Raw genomic sequence first — 12,855 nt, forward strand, 5'->3', positions numbered from 1 at the left:
TGCCTTTTAGTAAGGTGGGTTTATTGCAGGATTAACTCAATAACAGGAATTGAGAAGTCTGGTTTTTTAGTGGGCAACGTAACTACCAGATCATCTGATCCTTTTTCTTTGTAAAGCAGTTCAGAACTATCATTTAAAAACTGGACATATTTAACTTTGCCCTGATAGCCCGGTAATATTAGTTTGCCATTGGTTGGATAGTCAAACAGGTGTACATACAAACGTTTTGTGGTTGGATTATAGGTCAGTTTGCTGTCTTCTGGTGTTTTATATCCTTCGGGTGCGTAAGTACAGTTATAAATGGATTTGTTGTTCGCGTGCATCCATTGGCTCAGGCTATCCAGTGCGCTAGTAGCCCTGTGATCAAATTCGCCCCTTGCAGTAGGGCCGACATTCAGGATCAGGTTACCGCCATTACTGACTGAAGTAATCAGCAGATCCAATAATTGTTTGTGGGTTTTCCAGCTATTCTCGTCACGGTGATATCCCCATGAACCAGAAAAGGTCTGGCAGGTTTCCCAGGTTTTTCCCTTGTATTTTGCAAGTTCTGCTGTGCTCACTTGTTCCGGCGTTTCAAAATCAGCGCCATCTTTATAGTCGCCAAGATCCAGTCTGTTGTCTACTATGATACCGGGTTGTAATTTTCTGATCAGCTTAAGCAGCTCAACTGAAGCCCAGTCATCTTTCCCTTTGCCTCTTCCGTTTGGTTTAGGGAAAGAGAAGTCCAGCCATAGAATATCTATTTTTCCATACTTGGTTAATAGTTCGGTAATCTGGTTACGCATATAAGCTCTGTACTTCGCCATATCCCTGCCTTTGTTTAGGCGGGCATAAGCTTCGTCACTTTTATCTTTTCGCACCAGCGGGTGATTTTCGTCCATCGTATAATCCGGATGATGCCAGTCTAACAGGGAATAATAAAAACCTACTTTGATTCCTTCTGCTCTGAAAGCGTCCACATATTCTTTAACGAGGTCACGTTTGGCTTGTGTATTGGTCGCTTTATAGTCGGTGAATTTGGTGTCGAAAAGACAAAATCCTTCATGGTGTTTAGTGGTGAGTACGGCATATTTCATGCCTGCTGCTTTAGCCTGTTTAGCCCATTTTTTTGGTTCAAACTGATCTGGGTTAAACTGATCAAAGTATTTCTGGTATTGCTCATTTGATATACCTTCTATACTTTTTACCCATTCGTGTCTGGCTGGCTGTGCGTAGAGGCCCCAGTGAATAAACATTCCGAAACGGTCTTGTGTCCACCATTCCATTCGTTTCTGTTTTTGTGCCGCAGTTTCATTACCGATCATCTTTTGTGCGAAAAGACTGGGGCCGCAGAGCAGGATGATCAGCAGCAATAGTTTTAATTTCTTTACTATCATTTTTCTAAGATTTAGGTTAGCTGGTTGGGTTCTGTTTTAGCTTCTATACAAAAGAAAAGAAATCCGGCCTGAAATGATTAACTGAAATTAGCTAAATGATCAACGCTATTGGGATGGAATGGATTGGTAATGAAAGAGGTTAAAAACAAAAAAGCCTTCTTCTGATTCCAGAAGAAGGCTTTTAAATGATATGATTTTACTTAGGCGTGTTTCTTGCCTAAGTCGATTACAATTGGAGTAGAGATACATAATGAAGAGTATGTACCGATAACACGACCAATTAATAACGCGAAGATAAATCCACGGATACTTTCTCCACCGAAGATGAAGACTACAAGTAATACGAAGAATACCGTTAATGAAGTTAAGATGGTACGACTTAATGTACTGTTCAACGCGAAGTTGATTAGTGTATTACGTTCTTCACCATATAAGTCATCTTTACCAGTCTCTGCAAGTTTCTCACGGATACGGTCAAATACAACTACTGTTTCAGTCATGGTATAAGACATAACTGTTAAGATCGCCGCGATGAAATCCTGACCAATCTCTAAAGAGAATGGTAAAACACCATCAAGGATAGTATAGAATGATAATACCAGTAACACATCATGGAATAATGCGATAACCGCACCTAAACCATAGTTTACTTTCTTAAATCTGACGATGATGTAAACAAACATCAACAGACAAGAGAACAAGATTGCTGTGTAAGCACTTGAAACAAGGTCACTCGCAATGATTGGCCCTACTTTCTGGTTACTCTCAATAGTGTATTTAGCTCCTGTTGTTGCTAAACCAGCTTTTAATGCATCTTCTACAATCTTATCAGCGCCAGCATTCTGGTCAGCGATATGGTAAGTAGTCGTGATTTTTAATTCGTTGTCAGCACCAGCAGTTTTAACCTGAATTTCTTCATTCTGGAAGCTTGGGGCTAATTTTGCTTTTACATCTTCAGTATCCATTCCTTTATCGAAATGAACGATGTAAGTCCTTCCACCTTTAAAGTCAATACCTAATCTTAATCCACCGTTTTTGAAGTAGAAAATGATACCTAAGATGATGATGATAGAAGAAATTGTATAATAAATCTTTCTGCGGCCAACAAAGTTAAACGCGATGTTTTTAAAGGCGTGAATAGTTGCTTTGTTACCGAAAGTGATATTGGCATTTTTGTTCAATAAACCTTCGAACACTAAACGTGAGATTAATACCGCACAGAATAAAGAAGAAAGGATACCGATACATAAAGTAGTTGCAAAACCCTGAACCGGGCCGCTACCGAATGCGTAAAGGATAACACCTAAAATTAATACCGTAACGTTCGAGTCAATGATAGAAGGCATTGCATGTTTGAAACCTTCCTTGATTGCTACAGCAGTTGATTTACCATGATTCAATTCCTCTCTTACACGTTCGAAGATCAGGATGTTCGCATCGACCGATAAACCGATTACCAAAATAATACCAGCAATACCAGGTAAGGTTAATACCGCGCCCAGTGAAACCAGGATACCCATGATGAACAATAAGTTGATCACTAAGGCAAGGTTAGCTACCCAACCTGCTTTGTTGTAGTACAACGCCATGAACACAAGGATCACGATGAATGCCAATACAAATGATAGTAAACCATTGTGGATCGCTGCTTCTCCTAAAGACGGGCCAACTACAAACTCTCCAACAATACGTGCCGGAGCTGGTAATTTACCTGCTTTTAAGATGTTTGCTAAATCCTGTGTTTCATTCACTGTAAAGTTACCAGTGATGGAAGAGATACCGTTAGGAATTTCATTCTGAACAGTAGGAGCAGAGTAAACTGCGTTATCCAGAACGATTGCAATAGATTTTTTGTTATTTGGATCAGCAGAAGCTTCTGCTGTAATTTTTTTCCATTTTTGTGCACCTTCACCAGTCATGTACATGGTCACTTCAGGTTTACCTTTCTGATCGTAATCATGACGGGCATCACTGATAGCTTCTCCACCTAAATCAGGTTTTCCATCCGGAGATACAGATTTGATTGCATAAAGTTCAAAAACTTTAGTACCATCCATTGGTCTTACACTCCACATGAATTTGAAACTCTGAGGAACGATAGAAACAACTTCTGGTCTTCTGAAGTAAGAGTTTACTTTAGCAGTATCTTTTTGTGCAACCCATCCAACAGTTGGACCAGGACGTAAAGCAGGCTGTCCTTTTTCATTCTGGTAAGTAGGGATATTCAATAAAGCGAACAATGGGTTAGATTTCGAAAGTTCTTTTGTTTTTAAGTCAGCAGAATCTTTTCCAGTAGTGCTTTTCTTAGCTAAGTTAGCCAGTGCACTTTTTCCTTTTGCAGCAGTATCTTTTACGGTGGTTACCGCAGCTGTATCTTTTAAAGTAGAGGCAAGGGTTTTATTGATGTTCTCCATGATTGAGTAAACCTCTTCATTTTGATACACCTGCCAGAATTGTAATTCCGCAGAACCTTGTAATAATTTATGAACCCTTTCTTTATCCTGAACACCTGGCATCTCAATCAGGATACGGTTAGTACCTTCTTGTTTCTGCATGTTAGGACTTACCACACCAAATCCGTCAATACGGCTTCTGATAATGATAAATGAACGGTCAATTGCGCTGGTAGCTTCTTTCGATAAGTAATTCTTAACGTCAGCATTGCTTGCATTCGCTTTTAACTGCTGCGCGTTATCCTGGTTAGAGAAGTAATCTGCAAGTTTTACGTTCGGGCTGATTTTTTCAAATTCATTGACAAACAAACTGATGAAATCTTTACCACCAGCATTCAGCTGAGTTTGGGCAGTAGCAAGTGCTTTGTTAAAATTAGCATCATCTGTATGATTTGCTAATGATTTTACCAATTCACCTAACGATATCTCCATCGTTACGTTCATACCACCTTTAAGGTCAAGACCTAAATTGATTTCTTTCCCTTTACAGAACTGATAGTCAAACCCGAATATTGGATAAACCGGGACGGTTGACATGGAGTCCAAATAAGCTTTTTCCTTAGTCAGATCGCCTTTAGCATACGCTTTAGCGTCTTTTTCTACCTTCGACGTAACGAAATTGAACGAGAGGGAATACACGCAGACAATACCTAATAGTATTGCCATAAATTTAATGAAACCTTTACCTTGCATTTTTGTTTGTAATTATTTGTCTATGCTGTATATTTTTTTCAACAAGTCGGCAAATCTAATTAATTTTTTAATTAATAGTCAGCCTTATATAATATTTATTGAGGTTTGGGAACTATTTTCGAACAAGAGTTGAAATTGTATAACCAATGTTGTTTTTTTCGTCCGGCTCATAGCTGTTACTGCTTTCCTCTTTCCAGATATCCGGGTCTATGGCCGGGAAAAATGTATCTGCATCAAAATGGCCTTTAACAACCGTCAGATAGATTTTATCGGTGATATCCATCGCCATTTTATAGATCTGTGCACCGCCTACAATAAAGACTTCTTCGTTAGGGTCGCAAAGCGCAATGGCTGCTTCCAGTGTATTGACCACTTCTACTCCTGGTATTTCCAGGTCAGCAGCACGGGTAATTACAATGTTACGGCGATTGGGAAGTGGTTTCCCTACAGAATCGAATGTTTTGCGGCCCATGATCACTGTATGACCGCTGGTTGTAGTCTTAAAGTGTTTCAGATCACCTGGCAGGTGCCATAGCAGTTGATTATTCTTTCCTATTCCATTATTTTCAGCAATGGCAACAATGATAGAGACGATCATACGGCAACTGCTCCTTTAATGTGCGGATGTGGTTCGTAGTTTTTCAGGTTGAAGTCTTCAAACTTGAAACTGAAAATGTCTCTGACTTCCGGGTTGATTTCCATGACAGGTAAAGTTTTGGTGTCCCTGCTTAATTGCAGTTTTGCCTGTTCAATATGATTATTATATAAATGTGCGTCACCCAAAGTGTGGATGAATTCACCATATTCAAGGTTGCATACCTGAGCCACCATCATGGTTAACAGAGCGTAAGAAGCGATATTAAAAGGTACACCTAAAAATATATCCGCACTGCGCTGATAAAGCTGACAGCTTAATTTGCCATCGGCCACATAAAATTGAAAGAGCGCATGACATGGAGGAAGAGCCATCTGGTCAATATCAGCTACATTCCATGCCGAAACAATAATCCTTCTTGAATCCGGATTCGTTTTAATGGTGTGGATGATATTGCTGATCTGATCGATCAGTCTGCCGTCTGGTGTTGGCCATGACCGCCACTGCGAACCATAAACCGGGCCTAAATTCCCATTTTCATCTGCCCATTCATCCCATATTTTGACATTATTGTCTTTGAGGTATTTGATGTTGGTGTCACCTTTCAAAAACCAGATCAGCTCGTGGATGATTGATTTCAGGTGTAATTTTTTTGTGGTCACCATAGGAAAACCTTCCTGAAGGTTAAAACGCATCTGATAGCCAAATGTACTGATGGTCCCTGTTCCCGTCCGGTCGTGTTTCTGTGCCCCATGGTCCAGCACGTATTGCATTAAGTCCAGATATTGTTTCATGTTGGAGGATAATTTCGCTTAAAATACAAAACTAAAACAAATAATGTAAAAAATAGGCGAATATAATAGGGCAGAATATTCCTTCCTTTTGTAAGTTTGCGATCCATACCTTTAAAAACACGCCAATGCTCGCATTCGCAAATGCCAAAATAAATCTGGGCTTAAATGTTATTGAGAAAAGAGCTGACGGATATCATAATCTGGAGACAGTTTTTTACCCGGTAAGGCTATATGATGTATTAGAAATCACTGATGCTGCGGAGACTTCCTGTCAGATCAGAGGGATTGATATTCCTGGTGAAATGACTGATAATATTTGTCTGAAAGCATTTAACCTGATTCAGAAAGATTTCGATATACCTGCTCAGCAGCTCACCTTATTAAAGAATATTCCGGTTGGCGCAGGTTTGGGCGGTGGGTCAGCTGATGCCGCATTTCTGATTAAGTTGTTAAATACTAAGTTTAAATTAGGTTTGACAATAGCAGCAATGGAAGATTACGCGAGAATTTTAGGTGCGGATTGTGCTTTTTTTATCAGGAATGAACCCGTGTTTGCTACAGAAAAGGGAGACCGCTTTGCTGCGTTAAGCCTGGATCTGTCCGGATATTTCATGGTTTTGGTTAAACCTCCGGTACATGTGGCTACAGCAGCAGCATTTGGTACGTTACAACCCATATTTCCGGAAACCGGATTAAAAGAACTGATTCAACTTCCTGTAAGTGAGTGGCGAAAATCGTTGAAAAATGATTTTGAGCATTCTGTTTTCTCCAAATATCCTGAGATTTCTCAAATAAAAGAGCAGCTTTATCACGCGGGTGCAAAATTTGCATTAATGAGTGGCAGCGGTTCAAGTGTATTTGCGATATTTGAGGGGGCAGTAACATTACCGCAACTGGAAAAAGACAATAAAGTGTTTTATAATATTTAGCTAGCAATGGAAATCAACTTAATACGTAAGAGCGGTCTATTCAATTTTGAAGCCGAAAATTCGGGAGGAAAAACAGTCGAACTGGATGCAAATCCTAAGATAGGCGGGGAAGGCAAAGGTTTCAGGCCCATGGAAATGTTACTGGTTGGCTTAGGCGGATGCAGCGGGATTGATGTGGTGAATGTACTGACCAAACAGAAAGAGCCACTAAACGATATTAAAATCAAAATAAACGCGACACGTAAGGATGAGGAAGTCCCTCCGATTTTTGAGGTGATTGATATCCATTTTAGTCTTTACGGAAATCTGAATGAACAAAAGGTAGAAAGAGCTTTAGCGCTGACTTTTGATAAATACTGTTCAGTTTCAAATATTTTAGGCCGTTCAGCGACCATCAACTTTTCATACACTATCCATAATTAATATCATGCAAGAAGATAATTTTGAAACCCTGGCCATCCGTTTGCAAACTGAACGCAGTCAGTATAAAGAACATTCAGTACCCCTTTACTTAACTTCGAGTTATAAGTTTGACGATGCCGAAGAGATGCGCGCATTGTTCGCGAATGAAAAAGAAGGAAATGTTTACAGCCGTTATGCAAATCCTAATACTTCAGAGCTGATTGAAAAGATGGCAGCACTGGAAGGCGCTGAAACAGGCTGGGTAACTGCTACAGGGATGGCCGCTATTTTTACCACCTTTGCTACTTTTCTGAGTGCAGGAGATCATATTTTATCAAGCCGTTCTGTTTTCGGTTCTTCTCACCAGTTGTTGAATGGGATTTTTCCTAAATGGAATATTTCTTATACTTATGCTGACCTGGATAAAAAAGAACAGTGGGAAAATGGTATTCAGCCAAATACTAAAGTGATTTTTGTTGAAACACCTTCTAACCCTGGAATTGATATTATTGATCTGGAGTGGATTGGTCAGCTGGCTAAAAAACATGATATATTACTAATCGTTGATAACTGTTTTGCGACCCCTTATTTACAGCAGCCGCTAAAATATGGTGCTGATATTTCTATACACTCTGCTACGAAGTTTATCGATGGCCAGGGACGTACTTTAGGTGGTGTGATTTTAGGTTCTGATAAATTGATCAGGCAAATTGAAGGTTTCGCAAGACATAGCGGGCCGGCAATGTCACCATTTAACGCATGGATACTCTCTAAAAGTTTAGAAACACTGGCTGTTCGTATGGACAGACACTGTGAAAGCGCTTTAAAAGTCGCTGAGTTTTTAGAAGTGCATCCTAAAGTTAAGCAGGTCAGATATCCATTTTTACCTTCACACCCGCAATATGATATTGCTAAAAAGCAAATGAAGCTGGGTGGTGGTATTGTAACGTTAACTATCAATGGCGGTGTAACAGCAGCAGGTATTTTTATGGATAAACTGAAGATGTTTTCTATTTCAGCAAATCTTGGCGATACCCGTTCTATTGCTACACATCCGGCAACAAGTACCCATGCTAAACTTACGGAAGAAGAAAGATTGCAGGTGGGTATTGAGCAGGGAACTGTCCGCCTTTCTATCGGGCTGGAACATATCAATGATATTATTGCTGATATTGAGCAGGCATTGAGCTAAACAATCTGGATATGGTTATCCTCATTTGGAGGATAACCATTTTTTTTATTAAATGATTTATAAACGAACAAATGGCAGGAGAAACTGATTTAAGCAAGTTATTGAAAACAATGAAGCCGGTACACCATACGGGTGATTACGTTTTTTGTACGATAACGGACTTAGGTACAGTGCCTCTTGAAGAAATTATCCTGTTTTTTAAAGAGGAAGAGGGGATAACCATTATCATCACGCAGCAGCTGGCGGATAAGCTTGGATTTGAATATACTGCTGTTTTCTCCTGGATTACCCTGACCGTTCATTCTTCTTTAGCAGCAGTTGGTTTAACCGCAGCCTTTTCTACTGCGCTTTCAGCAGCGGGGATCAGTTGTAATGTAATCGCTGCTTACTATCATGACCATATCTTTGTTGGGAAAAATGATACGGAGAAAGCTATGGATGTTTTAAATACCTTCTCCGCTTAATTATTAATTATCATCTGTTCCTCTTATCTGTTACTTCTTACCTTTGAATATATTGATGAACTTATCCAGAAGGGTTTGTTTCGGTACCGGGATCTCAAATCCGGAGGCTTTTAATTTTCTGCTATATTCTTCTGCTAAAATCTTGTTTTCAAAACCAGGGACATAAGTGTAAACTTCGAATAAATTCAGGTTAGCCTCTTCATAGCCTGATTCTGCTGCTTTTTTATAACGGTCAATGGCTAGTGGGATATTGACTTTCATTTCTATTCCATCTTGCGCATAAGTACCGAGTTGCCAATAGGCATAACTTTCATTATCGGCAGCTGCCTTTACTAAATAACATAGTGCTTTAACAGTGTCGCCAAGATGGTTATATAGCCACCCTAATTCAACATTGACATTTTCACCTTCTCTTTCTGCTATCAAATAATACTTTAAAGCCAGTTCATAATTTTCATGGGTTCTTGGCATAACGTCATAGTAATAGGTCCCGAGCTTAAAAGCTGCTGGCTGATAACCTGCTTCAAAGGCCTTTGTATACCAATAGCACATTTGCAGCTCATCCGGCGGAATTCCCATACCAGCCGAATAACAAATACCTGTGTTGTACATTCCGACAACAGAACCTGCTTTTGCTGAGCTCAAAAATAATTGAAAGGATGCTTCTTCGTTTTTATATTCCGGATAAAGGTCATCCGCATCTTCATAAATAAGAGCCAGATCATTCATAGAATGTGCATGATTCAGTGCTACGGCCTCCTGAAAAAGTCTGACAGCTTTTGCTACATCCGCTGTTTTTGCTGTTGTCAGTAATGCTTTTGCCTGGTTATAAAGCGAATCTCCCGGCGGAAGACCTTTATTGATGAAGGCTTGAAGATGAGTAGCCTGATCTTCATTAAAATAGTAATAGCCATATTCATTATTCGAATCAATATATTCCTGCAATATTTGCGGGTCGGCATCAGTGATCTTCTCTTGATTAATCAAATAGACTTTATTGTCTTTATAAGCATAACAAGAATCTTCGTGATCATTGCTGCTGATGATAAAATCATAAATAACAGGTGATTGAGATTTCCCGAATGGATTGACTATACCCCATAAACCATTTTGCTGAATAGCAAGGGTAGTCTGATTCAAGACATTGATTTTATCATAGAGCAGTTCAGTGATTTGCTGATTAAAATTACCCACTGAAAGATAAATTCCATATTTCTTACCCTTTTTGGTTTTGAAAAATGTGCAATATTCATCCTTCGCTTCATCAGGTATTACCGGATATAAAAGCTGAATTGGTTCGTTTAAAACCAAGTCAAGTTTTTCAATTTTATCATATACAAAATCAAGAAGCAGCTCGCCTTTATAATTGATTAAACCTTGTTTTTTCTGCCTTTTAAGGATGAAAATGGTATAAAGGTTTTCTTTTATCTTTTCATAACCGCTGATCAGCAGTTGTGCCTGATCATTGTACAATAAATTCTCTGTTGTGTTTTCGCTTTTGATGAGTTCGTAGAGATAAGATTCCTCAGGGATATTAAAGCTGTTCACAAAATGGGGGTCACCCTGAGTTAGCAATACAAAGCGGTTAGTATAGATTAATTTGGTCTCTTTATCTGGAACAGGAGTTGTAAAGGTAGATCCGTAATCATCCGAGGTTATAGACTCTTCATGTTCAAAAGGAATGAGAATTGTATTTTTTATATCAATTACTCCCCATTTATTATTTAACCGGGCTGTGAAATAGCTGCCGTCAGAAAGTATATCTGTCAGATCCTGATATTGGAAATCAAGAACAACTGATCCTTTTTTATCAATTAAGCCATACTGATCTGCTTTGACTACAGCCGCGTAATCCCCTTCAAAATCAAAGGCATCGTCAAACTGAGGCTTTATAAATTCCTGACCACTTTTGTTCACATAGCCAAACTGACCGCCTGTGGAGACCACAGCAATATCATCATAACTAAAATCATAAATGTGCTCATAAACCGGAGCAATCAAAATTTTTCCTGTTCCATCTTTTAATCCCTTCAGTCCGTTTTCTTCAAAAATTTCTGCGTCTTCAGGTTCAGGATGATCAATCATTGCCCATCCATAGTCATATGCTTCGTAATTCAACAATGCTTTGAAATCTGTGAAACCCTGGCCCGTAAACTTGGAGAACAAAGAAAGTTTTAACTGCGAGACATCATCAGTATCCATTGCATTGGTGAGAATTGCATTGTTGTATCTGATGTTTTCCAGCCATTCCTGTGCCTGATCGCCATGTGTTTCCTCACTCATGTTAAATACATCAGAGGCATTGAGTAAGAAGTAAGGCTGGTCTAAGCCATCCAGGTATTTAAAAAGATTTTCTTTAGCGAGTTGAAAAGCTTCGGTGTTATTAATTAATTCATCCTGATACTTTTCGATGAAATTGTAGAATCGTTTGAAATTTTCTATACCTGCCGCAGCATGGTAAAAAAGAACAGGGCTATCTTCTGGTTCCTCCGGATTAAAACTAAGATGGACATCAAAATTACTGTCTGCAATGATACGACCGTCACTGACTAATAATGGGTGAAGCAGAATAGAAAGTTCATATCCCCATTCCATCATTTCTATGCTTTGGTCATTATAAGCATCCGGTTCACTGGTGTTATACAAGTATACTCTGTGGGACATAGGTTAAATAATTATTTTTATCTACTTTGGCGAAACTATGAAAATATCAGCTGCTATAGTACTACTATCATTGATTTTTATCCAGGCAAACGGACAGTCAATCATCCATCCGCAAGCTAAATTAAAAATTGTTACACCATCCATTATTGTATTGGGTAATGTGCAGGATGGAGGATCACCGCACATTGGCTGTACTAAAGCATGTTGTAAAGAGCTGTTCATTCATCCAGATCCAACCCGTATGGTTTCCTGCTTAGGGGTCATTGATCCGGAAAATAAATTAAACTGGTTATTTGATGCTACCCCAGATTTTACCTTTCAGCTGAAAGCACTTAAAAAAGCTTCTGAATTCAGTACAAAAGAAGTTCCTGACGGTATTTTTATCACGCATGCACATATTGGTCATTATACTGGGTTAATGTACCTGGGCAGGGAAGCATTGAATGCTAAACAAGTACCTGTTTATGCCATGCCAAAAATGAAGTCTTTTTTGGAACATAACGGGCCATGGAGTCAGCTGGTTACTTTGAATAACATCAGCATCAAACCTATTCAGAACGGACAGATAAACACTTTGTCTTCCAATATTAAAGTAACAGCTTTTAAAGTCCCGCACCGGGATGAGTTTTCTGAAACAGCAGGTTATCAGATCGAAGGGCCAAATAAAAAAGCATTGTTTATCCCGGACATTGACAAATGGTCAAAATGGGATAAAAATATTGTGGATGAAATCAAGAAGGTAGATTACGCATTTATTGACGCTACATTTTATGATGCCGCGGAGATGAACAACAGACCGATTACTGAAATTCCGCATCCGTTGGTGGTGGAGAGTATGGAGCTATTTAAAAACCTGCCTTTAAAGGAAAAAGATAAAATCTACTTTATCCATTTGAACCATACCAATCCTTTATTGAACCCGGAAAGCGGACAGACCAAAACCGTCCTTAAAAGCGGGTTCCATATTGCAAGGTATAACGACGTATTTGAATTGTAAAAAGGCTTAACTGATATAATCTCTGTCTTCGTCACTCAAAGTACCTTTTACAGGAGGTGAATTAACGGGAAGGATTTCATCTTCATTTCTATCATAAGTACTGATGACAGTTCTCGGACGGCCTGCCCAATAACCCAGCAGGAACCCGGCAAATGTGCATATTCCTACAACCAGTAATTTAGAAATGTCCTTTTTTACGAATATAAAGTCGAATTGTACTGCGTCTGTATTCATCATCAGAAAAATGGTGATTAACACAGTTATAATGATGATCAGGATGGTTTTAGTACGCATGA

At 39.1% G+C, this 12,855-nt stretch carries 11 protein-coding genes; 5 read left to right on the forward strand and 6 right to left on the reverse strand.

Annotation, left to right across the window (positions count from 1 at the left end; all coding sequences use genetic code 11):
- Nucleotides 1–20: 20 nt before the first annotated feature.
- From HDE70_RS00660 to HDE70_RS00675, 4 genes are all read right to left on the reverse strand, one after another.
- Entirely contained in the window at nucleotides 21–1,376 is a 1,356-nt protein-coding gene (locus tag HDE70_RS00660) for an alpha-L-fucosidase (RefSeq protein ID WP_183887416.1), read from the reverse strand.
- Nucleotides 1,377–1,576: 200 nt separating this feature from the next.
- The gene (secDF, locus tag HDE70_RS00665; protein ID WP_183867475.1) at nucleotides 1,577–4,522 is read right to left on the reverse strand and encodes a protein translocase subunit SecDF; all 2,946 of its coding nucleotides are present in this window, start codon (nucleotides 4,520–4,522) and stop codon (nucleotides 1,577–1,579) included.
- A gap of 112 nt (nucleotides 4,523–4,634) precedes the next feature.
- Nucleotides 4,635–5,120 carry a dihydrofolate reductase gene (locus HDE70_RS00670; RefSeq protein ID WP_183887418.1) on the reverse strand — a complete coding sequence of 162 codons (486 nt, stop codon included), beginning with the start codon at nucleotides 5,118–5,120 and terminating at the stop codon, nucleotides 4,635–4,637.
- Nucleotides 5,117–5,911: a thymidylate synthase gene (locus tag HDE70_RS00675; RefSeq protein ID WP_183867477.1), complete on the reverse strand. Its 795-nt coding sequence runs from the start codon at nucleotides 5,909–5,911 to the stop codon at nucleotides 5,117–5,119. The genes HDE70_RS00670 and HDE70_RS00675 overlap by 4 nt, the downstream gene beginning before the upstream one ends.
- A 125-nt stretch (nucleotides 5,912–6,036) precedes the next feature.
- Here HDE70_RS00675 and ispE point away from each other — a divergent pair, with 125 nt between their 5' ends.
- From ispE to HDE70_RS00695, 4 genes are all read left to right on the forward strand, one after another.
- Nucleotides 6,037–6,840, forward strand: a complete 804-nt coding sequence (ispE, locus tag HDE70_RS00680; RefSeq protein WP_183867481.1) for a 4-(cytidine 5'-diphospho)-2-C-methyl-D-erythritol kinase — start codon at nucleotides 6,037–6,039, stop codon at nucleotides 6,838–6,840.
- Nucleotides 6,841–6,846: 6 nt separating this feature from the next.
- Nucleotides 6,847–7,263 (forward strand): OsmC family protein, encoded by a 417-nt coding sequence (locus tag HDE70_RS00685; RefSeq protein ID WP_183867482.1) that lies wholly within the window; start codon nucleotides 6,847–6,849, stop codon nucleotides 7,261–7,263.
- Between the two features lie 4 nt (nucleotides 7,264–7,267).
- On the forward strand, nucleotides 7,268–8,434 hold the full coding sequence (locus HDE70_RS00690; RefSeq protein WP_183867483.1) for a trans-sulfuration enzyme family protein: 1,167 nt from the start codon (nucleotides 7,268–7,270) through the stop codon (nucleotides 8,432–8,434).
- Between the two features lie 71 nt (nucleotides 8,435–8,505).
- Entirely contained in the window at nucleotides 8,506–8,898 is a 393-nt protein-coding gene (locus HDE70_RS00695) for an ACT domain-containing protein (RefSeq protein ID WP_183867484.1), read from the forward strand.
- A 30-nt stretch (nucleotides 8,899–8,928) separates the two neighbouring features.
- Here the strand turns inward: HDE70_RS00695 and HDE70_RS00700 are convergent, their stop codons facing one another.
- A complete protein-coding gene (locus tag HDE70_RS00700; protein ID WP_183887420.1) occupies nucleotides 8,929–11,562 on the reverse strand; it encodes an SEL1-like repeat protein in 2,634 nt (877 codons plus the stop codon).
- Nucleotides 11,563–11,599: 37 nt separating this feature from the next.
- Here HDE70_RS00700 and HDE70_RS00705 point away from each other — a divergent pair, with 37 nt between their 5' ends.
- The gene (locus tag HDE70_RS00705; protein ID WP_183887422.1) at nucleotides 11,600–12,559 is read left to right on the forward strand and encodes an MBL fold metallo-hydrolase; all 960 of its coding nucleotides are present in this window, start codon (nucleotides 11,600–11,602) and stop codon (nucleotides 12,557–12,559) included.
- A 6-nt stretch (nucleotides 12,560–12,565) separates the two neighbouring features.
- Here the strand turns inward: HDE70_RS00705 and HDE70_RS00710 are convergent, their stop codons facing one another.
- Nucleotides 12,566–12,853, reverse strand: coding sequence for a LapA family protein (locus HDE70_RS00710; RefSeq protein WP_111632164.1), 288 nt, complete (start codon nucleotides 12,851–12,853; stop codon nucleotides 12,566–12,568).
- Nucleotides 12,854–12,855 lie beyond the last annotated feature (2 nt).

It is taken from the genome of Pedobacter cryoconitis (genome assembly GCF_014200595.1).
GTDB classification, from domain to species: domain Bacteria; phylum Bacteroidota; class Bacteroidia; order Sphingobacteriales; family Sphingobacteriaceae; genus Pedobacter; species Pedobacter cryoconitis_C.